Here is a 19,121-nt window from a genome sequence, read left to right on the forward strand (position 1 = left end):
TAGTTCTAAGGCGGCATAGCGGCTACAGCCAAGCCTGCATACGGCTCGCCAACCGGAGTGGACAGCGGCAGACCGGATGTATGGGTGGCGGTGGAGGTCCGCGGACTGCGCGGGTCGATCTTGTCATCGGCGGTCGTGTCAATGCCCGACGAACACAGCCGGTGGTCCGCGAAACGTGGTTAGCCGCGATGCGTGGCCGGCCCTACAATCGGCGACACGGCGTGCGCCGGCCGGCGGGGAGACCCCAAACCGCCGGCCCATTGTGGAGGGGGCCAGCCCGTTCGAGCCGGGCCACGCAGGGTTCAAGTTCGGCAGCCAGGTTGGCAGCCAAGCCGGCGGACGAGTGTGGACGAGCGCGGACACTGATGGAATCCGAACCGCCCCTGACCTGCACCAATGGACGTCGGTGGACGTCCAGGGACGATCAGCCGATGATCTCATAATCCGTCGGTCGTGGGTTCGAGTCCCACCCGCCCCACCACGTAGAGCAACAAGCATCTGACCTGCATAAATAGGTTCGATCTATCGGCCTAGCGGCTGGTGGGTCAGTGAAAGGGCAGGTCGGCAGCATGATCGTTTGGTTCGCGCGGAACATTGGTTCCACCGAGGATAGTTACCGTGTGTGACCATCCAGGATATTTTGTATGTGTCTGTGCTTGTGCCGCCTTCACGTCTGTGCGGCTTTGGTGGTAGCTCTGGGTGGGTTGGTGCGAGGACTGTGGGATGCTGGGTGCCTCTGCTCGGGTGCGGCGGGTGATGCCGTTGGTGTGGTCGGGGGACCGTGATGGACGAGGACAGCGCGTTCGAGGGCTGGTCGTCTGAGGTGGGTGTGGCGCTGGCGCCTGCGGCGTCGGTGAAGGTCCGGCCGGGTGGGCCGGGGTTGGAGGATGCGTCGGGGGCGCATCGCCGGCGGGGTCCGGTGGTGCGACGCGGTGAGGAGGCGGTGCGGGCCGCGGTGGCCGCGGTAACCGGGCAGATCAGCCTGGTCGCCGCAGAAGTGTCCCGGCAGTTGGACGGTGCGGGGCTTGTCGAACCTGCCCCGGGCCAGTTGAGCGTGGACTCGGTCGAAGTGAAGTTCGGGGTGACTTTGACCGCGGGGTCGGGGAAGGCCATCGAGGCGGTGCTGTCGGTGGAGGGTGAGGCTGCGGTGGAGGTCACCGTGGCTTTGGCCCGCCGTCCATCCTGTCCGCCGCCGGTTGCCTGATCGGCGGCTACAGGGATGCTTGCGGGGGTGGGCCGGCTCCTGGCCGGCGGCACACCAGATCAGTCCATGGGCGATGAGGATTTCCGGACCGGTTTTGTCATCGCGGGCGGATTTGTGCTGACTGCCGCGCACTGCGTCCAGGACCTGGACGACGAGCCATTGTGGCTTCGCCTGCTCTATGGGGCCGGTGGGCAAGGTCGGCGGTATGCGTTCGTTCCGGTGCGGGTCGTTGACGTGGACGAGGCGTTGGACGGGGCTGTGCTTGCCCTGGACACGGGCAGGGTGGCGGCCAGGGGTCAGGATGTGCAGGGTCTGACCGGGTTGTTGGCTCGGGTCGCGGTGCCCCTTGGCGTGACGGTCGGGCATGGCTGGAAGATTCGTACTGAGGGTTTCCCGGCCAGCGCCGCGAACGTTGACGGGACGGTGTTCAGCGGGACCGTTGATGATCCGGATGGGCGGGTCCACCGGGCGGGGGTGGCCGCGCCGGCGTTGCAGCTGGGGCTGAAGCCGTTGGCTGCGGCTGCTCCGGAAAGTCCGAAAGGCCACAGCGGCGGACCGGTACTCCACGAGCCGTCTTCGGTCACCGGCCGGGTCGGTGCGGTGGCAGTGGGAATGGTGCGTTCCTATCCGCCTGGGGACGAGGGCAAGGGGACGGCGCTGGGCGGCATCGTCTACGCGACCCGCGTCAGGGATCTTGCTCGTCGTTTTTCGCCCGTCGCGGACGCGGTAGGGAGTTCGGCGGATGTCGTATCGCCGTCTGAGTGGAGATCGCACTGGGAACCGCGAGCGCGCGGTGTGGAACGGGCGATCCGACCAGGTTATTTTTTCACTGGACGTCGAGAGGCGCTCACAAAGATTGTTGAGTGGTTTGGTTCTGCGTATGACACTATTGACCCTTTGCGGGTAGTGACAGGCGGCCCAGGGTCCGGGAAATCTGCTGTACTCGCGCGCCTTGTTACCATGTCGAATGCTGCATATCGCGAGCGCAGCCCTGCCTTGCTGGAATCCGATCCGCTGCGGCTCTTTCGGCCCGGCTCGATCGACATCGCTGTGCATGCGCGCGGGCTCGCCCCGCGCACAGTCGTCGAACGCATCATCGCGATTGTGAACACAAGCGAGGATGCTCCAGAAAGTTCTTCTGCCGACGATCAGATCCTGACGGATAGGCTTGTAGACCTCCTACTTGGCCGACAGCACCCCCTCCGAATCGTGGTTGACGCAGTGGACGAGTCGAAGGAACCCGAACGGCTGGCAGCGGCCTTGGGCCTTCTCGCGCTTGAGGCAGCCGACACTGGCCTGCGTCTTCTGATAGGCACCCGGAAGGGCGGTCCAACCCAACGACTGCTTGTCGTTCTCGGGGTTGCAGGGAGCAAAAGCTCATCCAGTAAGATGAATCTGATCGATCTCGACCGGCAGCCTTACCTCGAACGTTCAGATCTCACAGAATACATTTGGCAGCGACTTCTCCAGGCGGGTGTATCTCCAGTAGACAGTCTCGGTCACACGCCATACCGAGGTCAAAGTGAGCTGGCACTCGACGTTGCGAAGGCCGTGTGCGATGCAGCATATCCCTCATTCTTGATCGCCCAGCTTGTCACGCGTGAACTACTTAATCGACCAGAGCCCATTTACCCAGGCGACCCCACATTGCAGCAGTTCCCGAAAAACGTGGAAAACGCGCTCGATCGATATCTTGCTAGTCTGGGAAGCCCGAAAGAGCAAGCCTGGGTTGAACGTATGCTTACACCGCTGGCTTATGCTCAGGTCGACGGCCTGCCGCACGACTCCATCGGAATCTGGCCAGAACTCGCTACGGCTCTAGCGCCGCCAGGCGAGAAATACGACGTCGCTGATGTAAATCGCCTGCTTGATACTGCTGCGGACTACCTCGTCGAGACAACCGTAGTGGATGAAGGGGTCTACTACAGGTTGTATCATCAGGCGCTCGCTGATCATCTTTTGAAACGTGACCATCTGACGGCGCGAACGCGCTCGCCCGATACCTTGATATTCGAAGCGCTTGTTGGCACGGTCTCGGTGGATGGTCGCGGAAGAGTTCGTTGGGATCAAGCTCATCCGTATCTTCAGCAGTATCTCGCTGTGCATGCCGTTGCTGCGGGTGAACTGGCGTGCCTCGTGGAGGATGCTGACTTCCTCGCTGCTGCGGAACCCGCTGGACTATTTCTTGCGTTGCGGAGTCGCGGCGATTCCTACAATGGCTTGAATGCGCAGATATATCTTGCAGCATTCCACGATCTTCCGATTGGAAGGAAGCGGGCTGTCGAACGCGCGGCACAGCTACAAATAGCTGCCCGCCGATATCGCTCGGCACTTGCCGGCAGGATGGAAGCGGGCATCTTCGAGCTCCCATTGTCAACCCGATGGCTTGTGGGGTCGCCCCCAGTGCCGCACTTCGTGACTGGCCGCCATTCAAACTGGGTGGACGCCGTTGCTATTGCGACTATCGACGATCGTACTGTGGCGGTCACCGGCAGCTGGGATGGAACGGTCCGCACCTGGGATCTTGCTACTGGACGGCCTTTCGGTGCCCCGCTTTACGGAGAAATCATGAACGGGCCTTCCTCGAGATCGATGGATGACCGCAGGCTGGATTTGAAAACCGAGTCCACAGTAAGTCGCATGACCACAATTGCTGTGACCCAGCTAGGTGGACATACCCTTGCAATAACTGGGAGCCACGACCACTCTGTGCGGCTATGGGACCTGACGGCTGGCAAGCAGCTCGGGCCTCCGCTGTATGGCCACGCCGCCCGCGTGTCCGCGATCACAGTATCTGTCCTCGACGATCGCCCGGTCGCCATGACGGCGAGCTGGGACGGATCTGTAAGGATGTGGGATCTCGTCAGGCGAACTGCCCTTGGGGAGGCCATCGACGGCCATGCTGGCCCACTGAACGCAATCGCCGTGACGGCAGTTAACTCGCGGCAAGTCGCGGTTACTGGGGGTGACGACGGCGTAATACGACTCTGGGACCTAGCCGATGGTTCAGCAGGCGATGAGGCGACGATGGGCCAGAACTGCCCTATCCGCGCGATTGCGACGGCCACGCTCGATGGCCGTCCGGTCGCGCTGACCGGCGGAGACGACGGAGCTGTCCGAATCTGGGACTTGAATACCCGCTCACCGCTGGGCGCGCCGATGCACGGCCATGATCTCCGGGTACGCTCCATCGCGACTGGGCGACTGGGCGACCGTCCTATCGCCGTGAGCAGCAGCGACGATGAAACTGCTCGGATCTGGGATCTCACCAACCGTCAACCTATGGGCGAGACGCTGCGGGGGCATACCGCACCTGTTACAGGGATAGCAATAACCTCGTTCGATGAACGTTCGATCGCCGTAACAGGAAGCCGTGACCGCACAGTACGGGTGTGGAACCTCACCGAGCTCGCCCGACGGAAGGACTCGACAGAGCAGCGAGTGAGTCCCGCCAGTGCTACCACGACCATGAAAATCGGAGGACAGGCTGTCGTGGTCACAGGCCACGAGGATCGCAGCATCCGCGTATGGGACCTTGAGAATGGAGAGCTGTTACGAGCTGCCGCTCAGGATCACGAGGGCGTGGTAGTTGCCGTCGCGGCTAGCGGAGACGGTGCCGTCCTCGTCAGTGGTGGTGACGACCAAACCATTCGGAGCTGGACCGTCACGGGTACCACCACGACCTCCGAACTACTTCAGCGTTTCGACGCCAGGGTGAGCACCCTAGCAATCTCGCACCTCCACGGTCAGCAAGTCGTCCTAGCTGGCGCCGGAGACGGAAGTGTGTACCTGCTTGATGCCAGCGGACGTCACCTCGGCCAGCCCCTGACGGGCCATGTCGGTCGTGTCTCTGCCGTCACGACCTTTCCTATGGACGATCGCATAGTCGCAGCCACAGGCGGTGACGACGGTACTGTGCGTCTATGGGACGTGGCGACTCGTTCGGCACTCGGCGCTCCGCTCACGGGCCACACGGATTGGGTATCCGCTATCGGCAGCGGTGTACTGGCTAACCAGCCAATCGTAGCTACCGGAAGCTGGGATCACACAATAAGGCTTTGGAACCCCGCTACACAAACGTCTATAGGGCCGCCACTCGAAGGACACAGCAGCCGTGTGTCGACGGTCGAGTGCGGGACTTTGGGAGGACAGCCCATAATCATCACCGGTGGGTGGGACCGTACAATCCGTATATGGGACGCGCACACCGGGGCTGAGATTCACCGAATACGGTTGGCCGCACCCGTCCGCGCGACGACGCTCTTCGCGGATGCACTGATAGTTGCTACCGAGCGTGAAATCCTCCGTCTCGACCTTACCTGAGACTCCTATGGAATGTTTTCAGGAGCCGTCGCACTATTTCCGAGCCAGCCGATGAATCGTTTCATCAATCATTTCTCGAATCGGCGGCGGCACCTGAGTGTGGTTATTCCGAACCCGGCTTGCCCTGGTCGGACCAAGGACTTCCAGGTCGCCGATGGCGTTGTGCAACTCAGCGCGGTTCTCGTGATCTAACGCCGCAGCCAGCGCGCTTACTGCGGACTCTACGTACACCCAATCGGCAGGTGTCAAATCCCAATGCATTACGTCGGAGAGCAGCCAGCGGGCTTGGTTTGACAAGTCGTCGATAGTCACGTCGGGACCTCCACACCTCGGGCCGGGCGTCTACACTGCCCGTAATCCACACTCTATCGGCTACTGCCGACAGCGTTGGCGGGCGGAAATAGCTTCTCGGTTGGCCCGGGCGGTGGTGGGCCAGGTGAGCTGGTGTGCAGCCAGGGTCCTACGCACTCGCCTGCTGCTACGGCGCGGCAAGCGGTGAAGGCGGGTGGCTGAGTGCGCCGCTTGTGTCGGCGCGCAGCTGTGCGACCAGGGACCGCGTCGACCCGGTGCCGATGTGAAGTCGTTTGCGGAGGGTGTCGGCAGGGATTGGGCGGCGGTGTTTGCTGCCAGTGCAGGACGTGTTCGGCGCGTGCTCGGTGCAGCAGATCCTGCATGCATGCGTCGGAACCGTCGTGGTGGCGTGCTGTCTCAGCGGGTGCGACAGCCCGGTCCACCGCTCCGAGTGCGGGCGACGCGTCCGGCCTGCCCAGCGCGTCGCGGGACAACAGGCCGACCGCCGGTGCGACGAGAACCGCGGCAGAGGTGGGGACGCCGAGGGTGGCGACGTAGCCCAGACCGAACAGGAACGTCAGTCCGACCACCACCCCCACGATCACGGTGACCAGACGGACCGGCGTGTCGGGAACCGCCAGGTATGCGGAACGCTCGTTCGATTCGTAAGATGATATTATCGGTTGGATGCTCACCGGGCATCATCCCTGGCCAGCGACCGCGTGGAGACCGGCCGGATCCTGATCTCAGGACTCTGGACAAAGATCAAACGGTTCTTATTGTGGTGCGTTAGGTTCCCGACTGTCGGCGGGGAATGGTGACTTGGTGTCATCTTCGTCCTGCTCGGGTCGTCGCACCACGCGCGGAGTTCATGGTCGGATGATCCGGGTCGCGGGAAGTGACGGTGTAAGTCGGGACAGTTTCCGATCGTCACGGAACGTACAGGCCATGCAGGTCGGGCCTTGGCCTGGGTCCCACCAGATGACGGTGGTCCCGCGCGACAAGGCTGCCGAGTCCGGAAGGCACGTCGAGGCGGTGTAGCGCATCGTCGAGCCAGGTTGGCTCGCTGGCACAAAGGTCGACGAGGAGCCGGAACTGGGCCGGGACCAGAAGGTTGCGGTGCAGCACGATTGAGTCGCGGACCAGCCCGTTGAACAACGTTCGCCGGATGCCAGCGCCTTTGGGTCGGGCCGCGGTCTCGTTGTCGACCGGCTGGGCGAACCGCAGCTCAGACGAGGTGACGACAACACCGAGAAGATGAGGATGGTCCTCGAAGAGGCCTACGAGGAACCGCGCCAGCGTGTCGACCTTCTGGGCTAAGGGGTACCAGGCGAACTCGGTCAGCGGCCAGAGCGAGCCGTTGTCCGCTAGCCAAACCCAGGCAGCGCCGGCTGACGCGGTCTGTCGCGCCTTGACCGCGATCGCGTTCAAGACGCGGTGGCCCTGGTTGAGAGCCAGGTCGGGGCTGGCCAGGGACGGCTTCGCGGCATTCGCCTCTGGGAGCGCGGTGAGTGCGTAGTCGTTGGCGAGCACGTCTCGGGGCAGGCCGGACTCGGCGGCCTCGCGTGCGGTGTGCTCGGTGTCGATCTGCCACTGCGGTGTGACCTGCGCGGGCAGGTCACCAGCCCAGCGAATCTTGTATCGGGACTCCAACGCCCACAGGTGGTGTCGAGCCCTGTCGGCATTGGCCTCGTGGTCCATGAGCGCAGTTCCCGGGCCGAGTCCGCGGATCTCGATGAACACGTCGGCGTCGCCCCGACCGATCCGAAGATCGCCCGGCCCACCCGTGGGCTTCTCCGGTTCGACCTCAACCCGGGCGCCGGCGAGTCTGGCCTGGACCGCCAAGCGAGCCAACGTCACATGGTGGTGGAACTCGTCGCCCACGGGATTGGATTGCAGGTTCTTGCGAAGTACCTCGACGCCTGGCGGTTGGTCGAGGGTAAGGAGCTGGAGGCGCGCCCACAGCCCGACGGCATTGACGAATCCGGGCAGCTTCGTCAACGAAGGCCAATAGGGGGCCAGCGTCGGCCTGGGAGCCGAGCCATGCTGCTGAACGGCCCGGTGCAGCCAGCCCGGCCCGAAGAACGCTTCCAGGTCGGAAGCCATGCGGCGCAAGAGGACCCGGCCCGCGTCGCTGACGAAGGCGGCATCATCGGGCTCGCCGAGCGCGATCGACCAGTCCAGGTCACGACGGCCTCGGTCCACGTCCGCCCATGCCCTGTCCACGTGCGCATTGTCCTCGCCCACACCTGAGATCTTCGATGGGACGCGAAGCCGACGACCAACGGCCGGCGATCTAGGCGAAATCACAGGGGCCAGACCTGTCGCGAACCAGGGACCCTGCCCGCGCGACGCCGTCCGCACCGCCGCCCCGAACCCGTCGACCGTCCCGTCCGGCCGAGATTTTCAGAGGCTGCGGATCTGTTTTCCGCCAGCGAACGCGCGCCTGACGGCCATCGACCGTGCTGGCGCCTGGGCGACTGGTGGCGGTCGGCTGTCTGATGGCTGACTCGCCCCTGCGGGCACGGCATCCGCTTTGACCTGCGCGGCGTGGTATTCACAGGTTTGACGCGGATTCTTTGGGGCGTGCGTCAACGAAGCGCGGTGTCACGGTGCGTCCGGATTTTGCTTCGTAGGCTTCGCAGGTTTGCCGGACCAGCGTCTTTCGGTCGTCTGAGAGTTCGTTGTCGGTGAAGCCGACGCAGACGTAGTAGGCGCAGGAGATGCGTTCGCTGGTCAAGTATTCGGGAAGCTGCGCCTCTGCGCCCTGGCGGAGTTTTCGGTTCGACATGAGTTTGACTTCGATCAACGCGCGGCGTCGCCAGCCGGCGGAGAATTTGAAGTCGACGGGTCCGCGGCCCATGTTCGCTTCGCGGCTGATGTCGATGTCGGCGCGCTCGCAGAGCAAGGCCCACATCTGTCCGGCGACAGCTTGGACGATCTTCTCTTTGCGTGGCTTCGTGAGGTCGTCGTTCCACAGGACGCGCCACAGGTCACTGTGCTCCACAGCATGGGTGAAGCGGTCTATCAGCGTTCCGAGCCAGCTGTGGAACTCCGTTTGATCGGGCTGGTCGAGGGAGGTGACGGTTTCGATGTGCCTGCCCTGACGAGCAGCCTCGTACCAGCGCACCAAGAGTTCGGGGTCCTTGCTCACGTCGTACGGCGTCAGGTCTGCCTGCGCGGCGACGTCGTCTACGTAGTCGAAGGCGATGTCCGGCCGCCGGTTCGCGATGTCTCGGCCTCGTTCCGCGCGTTCGGTCTCCTTGAGCGCGGCTGCGAGACTGTAGTTGAGGTCGTCGCGTAGTTCCGCATTGCGGTTGGTCTCGGCCCATCGGTAGAGGCCGCTGGCGGTGATCCGCAGCGGGATGTCTTGCAGGAAACGGTCGGGGGTGAGTAGGACGGCTCCACCGGTGACGGGGCTGCGTGGCAGTCGGAGCCGCGTGTCGGACCATCGGGCTGTCTCGGAGTTCCACGACGCGTGCCGCACACTGATCGTTTCGGTGGGTATCCCGTGGCGTTTGCACACGTCTTGCGTGTATGCGACAAAACAGGATTTGAGGATGTTGCAGAAGATGTCGCTGATGCGGTCAACGCCCAGGCCGGGTGCGAACAGGGCGAACATTTCGACGTACGCGACGCGTCGTTCGACGGCACGGCTGATGGTTTCCAGTGCGTCGGCCAGCTGCTCGGCGAAGTGCTCGTCGGTGCCGGAGCCGTTCGGTGACCCCATGGACAAACCGAGCGCGAACTCCTTCGGCTCCGGGAAGGTCAGCAGGCGCAGCGCCTTGTCCCAGTGCCGGCTGCGGTGGCCGTCGTCGAGCTGGACTAGGTCGCGGCAGGTGGCGAAGAACCGGACCACGGCTTCGTGGGCGTCGACGAACAGCGGCGAGGTGTCCTCGAAGACAAGGAAGGGGTCGACGTAGAGGGGCGTGTCTTCGGTGAGGACCGGGTCGAACCAGTCGTCGTCGTCGCTGACGCTGATGCCGGTGAGTTCGGTGAACCGCACGTTCTCCTACAGACTGTCGGTCAGACGAGGCGGAGGCGCGGTCGGGTGTCCGCGTCGGGTTGGCCTAGCAGCAGGCGTAGTCGCGGCAGAGGCCAGGCGAGTTCCTTGGCGAGGGCGGCGAGAGCGAGTCCGTGCTGTTCTGCCAGGGCGTAGGCCCGGCTGAGGAGGACGGGGATCTCTCCCGGGTAGCCGTCGACGGTCTCGTGCTGGAAGAGTCCGAGGTTCCGGAGCTGGTTGAGCCGCTGGTAGGCGCGGCGGTACGCCGCGTCCGAGACTGCGCCGACCTCGCGGCAGCGGTAGATGAGCGAGTCGACGGACACGCCCCACTGCTTGCTGAGCCGGTCGAGGGCATGCAGGTCCACCCGGGCCGGCAGAAGCGGTGAAATCTCGCTGCTCGGGGTGAGGAACTCGGCGGCGAACACGTCCGCTTCCTTCTCTTGCATCGCGTCGCCCGGGGCGGTGTCGGGATGGAGGAGGAGGTGGCCGAGTTCGTGGGCCGCGGTGAACCGGTGTCGGTAGACGTCGTCGGCCCGGTCGGGGGTGAGGACGACGACGGGTCGGGGCAGGTGCGAGGTGGAGAAGGCGTCGACTGTCGCGGTGGCCTTGCCGGCGAACGGGACGAGGGTGACGATCAGGCCGTGGTGTTCCAGCGCCCTCACGAGGTGAGGGATCGGGCCGGTGCCCAGGGTCCACGCCCGCCGAAGCGTCCGCGCGGCCGTGACCGGGTCGGCGCCGGTCGCGTCGGTGACGACTTCCCCGGCGGAGAAGCCCGGAAGGTCGACAGGAGGAAGCTGCACCCGCTTCTCCAGCGCGTGAGTGAGCTCCCACACCTGTTCGGTGAACGCGATCGCCTTGTTGCGATCACCGACCGGGGTTCGCCGCAAGCTCCTGAAGTGCGCTGCCGAGCTCTCCAGCCGGGCGTACGGCCGGCCGGCAGCCAGGAACGCGGGCGGCACACCGAGAAGGTCCGCGAGCCTGGCGACATGGTCCGGGCGGGGCGTGTGCGTGCCGGCCTCCCACTGCCCGACGGCGACCGGAGAGACCAGAAGGTGGTCGGCGACCGCCCGTTTGGTCAGCCCGGCCAGGCGACGGGCCTGGGTGAGCCGGGCAGGATCGAATCCCGCCGCGATCGCCGCCAGGTCGGACGCGCCGGAAGCAGGGTGCGGCGAGTGCAGGTCCGGCAGGCGTAGCTGCCGCGGATCGTCCAAGACCGTCGCCCTCTAGTCCGTCTCGTCGCTACCGGTAGGCCGCTGCGGCGGTTCCGGTTCGCTGGTCGGGGGCGCGGCGAGCGGGGAGCGCGGAGCCATGTTGAACTTGTCCTCCAACGGCGCGTCGTCGAACCGGCCCGTGCGGCCGGAACCGTCGACAGGCTTCAGCGGGCCCGACGCGACCGCGCCGCCCGCGCCGCCGTGGCCCCTGCGCCGCAGCGGCTCCCATCCGTGCCAGATCACCTCGCCTGTCTCGTCGTCGACCAGTTCCAGCTCTCCCCATCCCAGGTCGAAGACTCCCAGCGACGGGCTGCTGGCATAGCCGACGGTGACGACCTGACCGAAGGCCGCCAGCTGATCGAGAACCGCCTGTTCGTCGGCGAAGTCCGCGTCAAGATCTTCCGGATCGAGGTCGATGTGGTCGATCGTGAGCTGCGGATCGACCGTTCGCGCTGTCAGCGTCAACAGGTTCTTCCGCAGGTCCGACACGGTGCGGAACTTGGCCTGGGTGCGCGGTGTCGCGCGGTCCGTGGCGTACCGCCAGGGATACAGGACCACAGCCATCGCATCGACAACGACCAACTCGAAGCGGCTTCGGACGCCGAGCGGCTTCCGAAGCCGCACCCCGTCGAGCCCTCGTGTCTGCTCCGCCAGCTGCTGGTGCTGCTGGGCGTGCAACGTTGCGCCGTAGGCGTCGTTCGTCGCGAGCTCCGCGCTCACGTGCGCGGCGAGCGCCAGCTCATGAGCGCGGTGAATCGCCTCGGGGATCGCTCGACAAAGCTCGCCAGCCAGCGCTCCGAACCGCGCCTCGGCCCATCCCGACGGCTGCGGGTTTTCCATGCGATCACCTTGTCCGCTTCACTAGATCACCGATGTTCGGAGTCTACACTTAACTTTTATACATCATCTGCACCGGTTCGACTGCTGATAGAGGGCGTTCTCAGCCGGCCCTCCCGAACCCCATCGCCGAAGCCGAACGGGCACCCAACCTCAGCGACAGCGACTACGCGCCCCCTGCACAACGACCCTTCGTGAGAAGCCGCCCGCAGCGGCCGACGGGGAACACACGACCAGCCCGCGAGTGCCCGTGGCTCGTCACTGCGGGCACTTGTCGGTAAAGGGGACGTCGATGATCCGCGGGTGTCGTGCACCGTTACGAACGCCGAGCCGAATCAGACCGTGGACCTTCTACGGATTCGCGCACTGAACCCACGAGAGTCTGCTGTAATCGTCTCATCACGAAGCATGTCCGCACCGCGTTGCGACACTCAGGTAGTCGTCCGCAGGCGTTGCGGTTCGGGCGTCAGCGCGACGACGGGGGTAGGACCGTGGACAGCCGCGACGCGAAGCGGATACGCGATGAACAAGGCGCGCAGGCCGCCGAGGCGAGGACCGCCGAGCTCGCGGAGACCCTGCACCGCCTCGACTCGATCTTGCTGGACGGTCTCACGCGGACGAATCGTGCCCGTATCGCAGCAGCCCGGCGGCGGCTCTACTTGCCGCCTCCCGGCCTAGAAGGGCTGCTCACCGCTGAGCCGCCACCCGACCACGCCGACTTCCTACCGGAGACGCCGACCGGGCTCCGGCGGGTCGTCGGCGGCCGTGCCTATCGCGAAGCCGTCGCCGCCGCGACGGCGGACCACGCCGCCGCGCTCCGGGCGAACGAGGAACGGGAGCGGGTCCGGCTCGCGGAACTCGCGCGGGCACGCTCGGTGGATGAGGAACGTGTGGACGCGGCCCGGCGCAGCCTGCGCGAGGGCGACCCGGACACCGTCGGCGACTATTTCGCGCGGGTGCTGGACGCCCGACCATTCCCGGACGGGTTCCCCACCGGCCGACGCGTCGAGTACATCACCGCGTCCGGCCAACTCAAAGTCGTCGTCACCCTTCCCGACTCGTCGGTCATCCCCCGCGTTGCCAGTTACCGGTACGTGAAGACCAGCGCCACGATCAGCGAAAAGGACCGTACTCCGACGGACGTACGGGCTCGCTATTCAAAGCTGCTCGGAGCGACCGTTCTCCGCACCTTATACGAGATCTTTGAAGCTGATCAGTTCGAGATCGTCGATCATGTGGTGCTGAATGGCATCGTCGACACGATTGACACTGCGACCGGGCATCCCATCCAGCCCGTGCTGGTCAGCGTGAACGTACCCCGTTCGATCTTCGGGCCGCTGCGGCTGGACCAGCTCGACCCGAACGACTGCCTGCGCAGGACCCTCAAGGCCCGTACCTCTCGCAGCCCAGCCGAGCTACTGCCCGTACCGCCGATCCTCGAATTCGACTTGAACGACGACCGTTTCATCGAGGCGAAGACTCCAATCGATCTCGCCTTCCGCGCCGACCTGATGGACCTGGAATGGCAGGCATTCGAAACCCTCATCCACGATCTGGTAGTGGCCATGGGCTACAAGGTCATGCAGACTCGAGAGTCCAAAGATCGTGGTGTTGACGTAATCGCTTTCCGCGAAGACCCCGTATTCCCTCTCAAAGCCCTGTTTCAAGCCAAGCGGTATAAGACAACGGTCGACGCGGCGGCGGTGCGGGAGATGTATGGCACGTATATCCACGAAGGGGCGACCCACGGCGTGGTCGTGACGACTAGCCATTTCGGCCCCACGGCGTACGAGTGGATCGAGGGCAAACAAATCCAACTCTGGGACGGTACCCACCTCCTCGATCTTCTCAAACGCTATATGGGCGTCGAGGCGACAATAAAGTTGCCGGTTGGTGGACGTCGAACACGAACCGGAAAATAGCGTCGATAGTTGCCGAGTCAACTACAGAAATCTTGACCGCTCTTCCGGAAACTACATGTCATTTTCTGTCATATTCCGTGCAGGTTGTACCTGCCGCCTCACAGCGTCGGTCGCTCCTTGCCGGTGACGGCCCAGACTGGCACCGTCGTGGACGCCCTCAGTCAAGCTCCGACGGGCCACCGAACGGCGTTAGGCCGCCCCGTTGCCGGCCGACTCTGGCGCCGAGGTATCAAACGTCGCACTGGTGTCGCTGCGCAGCTGCGCTACCAGGCTGCGCGCGGTCCCCGCACCGATGCGAAGTCGTTTGCGGAGGGTTTCGGCGGAGATGGGGCGGTGGTGATGTTGCCAGTGGAGGACGTCTTCGGCGCGTGCGCGGTGGAGTAGATCCTGCTGGCGTGCGTCCCGCTCGGTCTGACGTGATGTGGTGCCTGCTGCTTTCTGCCGGCTTCGCGCGATCGTGGGTGGCGTTACTGAATCCTGTGGCCGGTCAGCCTTCTTTGCTGCTGGGGAAAAGCTCTGGGATGGGGCGGTGGTCTGGATAGCTTGGAGGAGGCCGGGGCCGACTTCTGACCATCCGATTCTCTCTGCTTTGTGACAGCGTCGCGTTTTCTCGTTTTCTGCCGTCGCTTGTCTCGTTGATCTTCTGCCTGCGTGGATGCCGCGTCCGCCTGGTCGCCGGCCGCGTATGGCACTTCCTTCTTCGATGCAGGTTTGAATGCCGGGATCGCGATACGCGACACTACCCGCCGAATTAAACGAGACACGCAGACTGCGGACAAAAATCCGATCAGGAGGAGGGGGCCGACGGCGTCGAAGGCGGCTTTGCCGTAGTGGCCGGTGATGAGGGGTTCGGTGATGTTCAGGGCGAGCGTCACGGTGCTTGCGAAGATCAGTAGGCGTCGTGCGGCGCGGATGACTTCGGTGGGTCCGCCGTACAGGGTGAGGTGGCGTGCGCCGAGGAGGAGCCCGACGACGGAGAGATCGACTGCGGGTGCGACGAGGATCGCGACGTAGGTCGGGACCCCGAGGCGGATGCCGAGTGCGGCGACGTTGCCGAGTCCGAAGAGGAAAGTGAGCCCGACGACGGTTCCCGCGATCACGGTCACCATGCGGGCGGTGCCGTTCGGACCCACCAGGCTTACTGAACGTGTGTTCGATCCGGCGGTCGGGGGTACTGGCTGGGTGCTCACTGGGCATCGCCCCTGGTCAGGAGCCTCGTGGAGACCGGCCGGACGGTGATCTCAGGACCTCGAACCAAGATCAAGCGGTTCTTATTCTGGTGCGTTAGCTCCACCGATCGACCCTTGGGTGGGTGTCGCATCCCACCCAACCTGGGCGTTTGCTGGTTTTCATGTCCAGATTGCTGATCTTGTTAACGGTGGTGTAACGACTGCGAGACGCTGCCAGCGCCGATCCAAGATCGACGATGAAGGTCCGGACTCTCGATGGGCGGGTCGTTGGCAGCCCCGCATCGCGGTACCTCCGGCTCATGGGCGGCCCAGCGCGGTGACGACGACGGAGGTTTGGGGCTCCGACGGCGAGTCGCCATCACTGGCAGCTCCGGCTACCAAGGCACCGCGTAACCCAGTCGCGGGCCGACGGCAGTGAACGAGGGGCCGAGCTGCCTTCAGCACGGAACGACGGGGAGCTTCCCAGCGGGGAACTGACTTGGTGTTACCCGCATGATTTGGTGGAAATCCGCCGGCATATGGGACTGATCGTAGTAGCCGGCATCGCTGGCCAGGCGGGCCCACGGCTGGCAACCGGTGCGATCGAGGACCGCGCGAATCCGGTTGAGACGGACGAACTGCTTGGGCGGGATTCCGACGGTCGCCGCGAACAGATTACGCAGCTGCCTCTCGCTGACGCCGACCTGGCGGGCTACCTCGCTGACCGTTGCCGGCGCGCCGCTGTCGCTGGTCGAGAGCTCGACAGCTGCGGCCTGGACCAGGTTGGCTCGCACATACCCATCCGGCTCCGCTTCTCTGACACGCGAGTCCAACGTTGCTACCAGGACTGCCGCGACGCGCGCCGGATCGTCGCCGATCCCCGTCAGATCGTCCGCGAGCTGGTCGGCTGACCTATTCCACAGCTCGTGAAGCGGCAGGACTCCGTCGACGACGTCGCACGCCGCGATCCCGAGCACCGTCGGCACGAACCCGATGTTGATCCGCACCTGGACGCACAAGGGAATGTCCTTGCTCGGGTGGTAGGCGGCCCGGGTGCGGGGCCCCAGGACGCGCAGGGCGCCGTAGCCGTCCTCGGTCCGCCGCCACACGAGGGTGGTTGCCGGGTCGGGGGCGTGGATCCATGGGTTTGGGTCGACGCCGCTGGCGTAGGTCGCGACGCTCACCCGCTCGATCCAAGGGCGGGCAGTCTCGGGCAGGGGCAGATGCCTGTCCACCATGACCACGTCCCCAGATTAGTCGTCTGGGACTGGACTTCCCGCGGGCCAACTCCGTACCGGTGTGCCGGAATTTCCTAGAGGCTGCGGCCCGGCGCCACCACAATGGCCTTATGATCTTGGTTGCTGGTGCGACCGGCACGGTCGGTCGCGAGGTTCTGCGTCTCCTGGCTGTCCGGGGCGCTCGGATTCGGGCGATGACGCGAGAACCGACCCGTCTTCGTCTTCCTGATGGCCCGATCGATGTCGTGCAGGCCGACTTCGAACACGTTGACTCGCTCCACCGCGCCGTCGCTGGCGTGGCCTGCAGACGACGCCCGGGCCGGTCGGGGTCGGGGATGCGCACACAGCAGGTCAGTTCGGCTTTGCCGATGTCCGAGCGCGGCGATCCGCTGGATGATCTCTTCGGTGTCCTGGATGGGCTGCAGCACCGGGATGCCTCCCGTCTCGAGCTGGTCCTGCGGGTGGCTGCCCGCGGGAGCCGCGGGGCGGGATCGAATCTGATCCTCGTGCTCGTGGCACACGGAAGAGCCCTCAGGGCGGCTCCCAGCGCCCGACTTCAGGACGGCCTGGGGACCAAGGAGCGTCGCCGTCAGCGGGCAGCCAGCCAGATCGTCAGCCACGTCCAGCTTCTCTGCCAGCAGACAGAAGCCCAGACCACAACGAAGGCCACACCCGCCCAAACCAAGCAGGCCTTGCCCTCTGCCACGCCGGCCGACCCCACGCCCCGGGCCACCACAAAGAATTTCAGCCCGGAACGGGCTGCCCCAAGGACACGGGATGACCTGCCGGGCCGCGACCGCCGCCGGGATCGGACCCCGACCGGGTCAAGTTCCTGCGCACCGTGAGGATCATCCGTGACCGGGTCGTCACCGACCCGGCCTTCCCCCCTGATGACCAGCATCACCGCACCCTGCGGCTACTCGCCGCCGACATCACCCGGCCCGACAGGCTCAACACCCGCCGCGAACGCACCTTCCCCCGCGTCGTCCGCCGCGCCCGGCACAACCAGTACCCGTCAAGAAACCCCGCCAGCACAGCACCCGCCACGACACCCCGCCCACGATCAGGCTCGCCAACCCGCTGACCCCCCAGACCGCGTCTTGATCAGCTTAGCGCCAGTGGCAGTGCCCCCAGGCTCGGCGTCACCAGCTTCCCTTACTCTCTTCGGGACCCCGCGACATGGCAGTGTGGTCTATTCCCGTGCCTCTAGTGATTTGACGTACTCGGCGGTCTCCGCATCGCCGGCGACGAGTTCGTCGACCTCGCGCTCCCATGCCTGGGCACGTTCCGGGAGGTCGGCCGGAGGTATCTCGAGATCCAGCAGATCTTGCACCTTGTGAAGGAGTGCTAGCGTAGCCTTGGGGCACGGCGGATTGGCCACATAGTGAGGAACCGCCGCCTGAAGGTGCACGGAATCTAGGCCAGCGTCAGCTACAATGTCGGCGAACACGCTGAGAACACCGTACGGGCCATTGTATTTGGAACGATGCATTATGCGGTATTTAGCCGCCGTGCCTTCGTTTTCCGTCGTCGCACTGACGGGTACAGGCCTCGCGTGTGGGGTATCGGCGAGGAGTGTTTCCAGAGTGACGACGGTTCGGGCGCCGCGTGCCCGCACCGCCTCCAGCAACTCAGCTGAAAAAGCACGCCACCGCATGTTGGGTTCAATTCCACGAATCAACACAAGATCACGACTGAGACGGGGGGTTCTTACGATGGAAAGGCGGGTGGTTGGCCAGACGACCTGCCGGGCGCCCGAAGGGGTACGTGACGCGGTGGGCCGTTTCTCCCGTAAGTCGTAGTAGTCTTCCGGATCGATCTCGGCAATGACTTCGGAATTAAATACCGCCTCCAGGTGATCGAGCACTGCTGACGATGAGTCCGCGGCATCGCTCCAACCTTCGAATGCAGCAATAACGACTGGCGAACGCCGCTTCCTGGTGGACTTAAGATCCATCGCTGATGGTAGCCCTTTCCCTCTCAACTTCGGTCGCTATCCAGGGGCGGAATCAAGCGGTCAAGGCGACGCATGCCTTTCCAGCAGATCGTTGAACACTTCTACCGGCTTGCGCCAGCCCAACGCACGGCAACCACCGGTCAACGCGCCACACCTTCCATCAATGCCCAGCGAGGCATTACCCCCGCCTTCGGCTACGGACCCCGCTTGGGGCCGGTCCGACTGGACTTTCACCAGCTAGTTCTCTGCGCCGCCCGGCGCACACTACGGGTATGTCCGGCTTCCCGCGTTCGTGCATCCCAGGATGACCGCCTCGGCGTTCCCTGGGCGTTCCACCGGCCATCACACCGGCGGATGGACGCGGGACTTCCCGGTTCTCGTGCATGGAGATTCCGTGCATGCCATGGTTCTCCGACCGCGCGGGGTCCTCCGGAAGCTCGCGCATAGCGCCCCCGTTGGTGTTGCCTTCCATACAGCTAACTATGTCGGCACCCCGGTCGTCTTGATTTCGCGGCTCAATAGTCCGGCCTACACGTACCCCTGTCAATGCTTCGCCCACGCCCTCACGGACACAGACGCATGACTCGGGGCCACCGTGGGTCGCGGGCCCTTCGGTGCAGAGCTCTTTCATCTCCTTCTCCAAGCCGGTTTATCCCGGCGCTCTAGCTGTTCAGCAGGGGTCACGGGCGTTGACTGTCCGTTCGCCGGATCTTGTGGATTGATCGCGCTGGTGGTCATCTGACGGTGGGCGCTTGATCGGTAGTTTCCGAGTGTGGCATCCACCGGCCTGCCGGCGTACGAGGAACTCGTGCGCCTGCTCGCGGACCGGGACGCCACGATCGCATCGTAGAGCGCGCTGATCACGAGGCAGGCAGAACAACTCGCCACGGCCACGAAGCTGGCCGAGCGGGTCACCGAACTGGAACGCCAGATAGGCAGGGACAGCTCGAACTCGTCGAAGCCACC

The 19,121-nt window shown here is 64.7% G+C and carries 14 protein-coding genes and 1 pseudogene; 5 read left to right on the forward strand and 10 right to left on the reverse strand.

Features of this window, described 5'->3' with window-relative positions:
- Positions 1–784: 784 nt before the first annotated feature.
- A complete protein-coding gene (locus tag MJ797_RS20870; protein WP_239339529.1) occupies positions 785–1,204 on the forward strand; it encodes a CU044_2847 family protein in 420 nt (139 codons plus the stop codon).
- Positions 1,205–1,231: 27 nt separating this feature from the next.
- Positions 1,232–5,527: a trypsin-like peptidase domain-containing protein gene (locus MJ797_RS20875; protein WP_239339540.1), complete on the forward strand. Its 4,296-nt coding sequence runs from the start codon at positions 1,232–1,234 to the stop codon at positions 5,525–5,527.
- Between the two features lie 33 nt (positions 5,528–5,560).
- Here the strand turns inward: MJ797_RS20875 and MJ797_RS20880 are convergent, their stop codons facing one another.
- The 5 genes from MJ797_RS20880 to MJ797_RS20900 all read right to left on the reverse strand — a co-directional run bounded on the left by MJ797_RS20880 (position 5,561) and on the right by MJ797_RS20900 (position 11,872).
- Positions 5,561–5,839 (reverse strand): CATRA system-associated protein, encoded by a 279-nt coding sequence (locus MJ797_RS20880; protein ID WP_239339542.1) that lies wholly within the window; start codon positions 5,837–5,839, stop codon positions 5,561–5,563.
- A gap of 909 nt (positions 5,840–6,748) precedes the next feature.
- Positions 6,749–8,065: a hypothetical protein gene (locus MJ797_RS20885; protein WP_239339551.1), complete on the reverse strand. Its 1,317-nt coding sequence runs from the start codon at positions 8,063–8,065 to the stop codon at positions 6,749–6,751.
- A gap of 310 nt (positions 8,066–8,375) precedes the next feature.
- Positions 8,376–9,824 (reverse strand): hypothetical protein, encoded by a 1,449-nt coding sequence (locus MJ797_RS20890; RefSeq protein WP_239339554.1) that lies wholly within the window; start codon positions 9,822–9,824, stop codon positions 8,376–8,378.
- A gap of 20 nt (positions 9,825–9,844) precedes the next feature.
- Positions 9,845–11,032 carry an ImmA/IrrE family metallo-endopeptidase gene (locus MJ797_RS20895; RefSeq protein WP_239339556.1) on the reverse strand — a complete coding sequence of 396 codons (1,188 nt, stop codon included), beginning with the start codon at positions 11,030–11,032 and terminating at the stop codon, positions 9,845–9,847.
- A gap of 12 nt (positions 11,033–11,044) precedes the next feature.
- Complete coding sequence (locus MJ797_RS20900) at positions 11,045–11,872, reverse strand: hypothetical protein (protein WP_239339559.1); 828 nt, start codon at positions 11,870–11,872, stop codon at positions 11,045–11,047.
- A 488-nt stretch (positions 11,873–12,360) separates the two neighbouring features.
- Between MJ797_RS20900 and MJ797_RS20905 the strand changes: the two genes are divergently transcribed.
- Entirely contained in the window at positions 12,361–13,791 is a 1,431-nt protein-coding gene (locus MJ797_RS20905; protein ID WP_239339562.1) for a restriction endonuclease, read from the forward strand.
- A 189-nt stretch (positions 13,792–13,980) separates the two neighbouring features.
- Here MJ797_RS20905 and MJ797_RS27595 read toward each other — a convergent pair.
- The 3 genes and pseudogenes from MJ797_RS27595 to MJ797_RS20920 form a co-directional block, all read right to left on the reverse strand.
- Positions 13,981–14,199: pseudogene (locus MJ797_RS27595) on the reverse strand (hypothetical protein); the annotation flags it as partial.
- Positions 14,200–14,258: 59 nt separating this feature from the next.
- A complete protein-coding gene (locus MJ797_RS20915; RefSeq protein ID WP_239339566.1) occupies positions 14,259–14,900 on the reverse strand; it encodes a hypothetical protein in 642 nt (213 codons plus the stop codon).
- A gap of 518 nt (positions 14,901–15,418) precedes the next feature.
- Positions 15,419–16,198, reverse strand: coding sequence for an AraC family transcriptional regulator (locus MJ797_RS20920; protein WP_239339569.1), 780 nt, complete (start codon positions 16,196–16,198; stop codon positions 15,419–15,421).
- Positions 16,199–16,308: 110 nt separating this feature from the next.
- Between MJ797_RS20920 and MJ797_RS20925 the strand changes: the two genes are divergently transcribed.
- Both MJ797_RS20925 and MJ797_RS20930 read left to right on the forward strand, forming a co-directional pair.
- Positions 16,309–17,043: an SDR family oxidoreductase gene (locus MJ797_RS20925; protein WP_239339571.1), complete on the forward strand. Its 735-nt coding sequence runs from the start codon at positions 16,309–16,311 to the stop codon at positions 17,041–17,043.
- Entirely contained in the window at positions 17,040–17,282 is a 243-nt protein-coding gene (locus MJ797_RS20930) for a hypothetical protein (RefSeq protein ID WP_239339582.1), read from the forward strand. The genes MJ797_RS20925 and MJ797_RS20930 overlap by 4 nt, the downstream gene beginning before the upstream one ends.
- A gap of 108 nt (positions 17,283–17,390) precedes the next feature.
- Here the strand turns inward: MJ797_RS20930 and MJ797_RS20935 are convergent, their stop codons facing one another.
- Entirely contained in the window at positions 17,391–18,155 is a 765-nt protein-coding gene (locus MJ797_RS20935) for a PAC2 family protein (RefSeq protein ID WP_239339584.1), read from the reverse strand.
- Positions 18,156–18,825: 670 nt separating this feature from the next.
- Positions 18,826–19,121 (reverse strand): hypothetical protein (locus tag MJ797_RS20940; protein ID WP_239339587.1); only part of this gene is annotated, 296 nt, incomplete at its 5' end.

Origin of the sequence: Protofrankia sp. CiP3 (genome assembly GCF_917627345.1) — a bacterium.
In the GTDB taxonomy this organism is placed as follows: Bacteria; Actinomycetota; Actinomycetes; order Frankiales; family Frankiaceae; genus Protofrankia.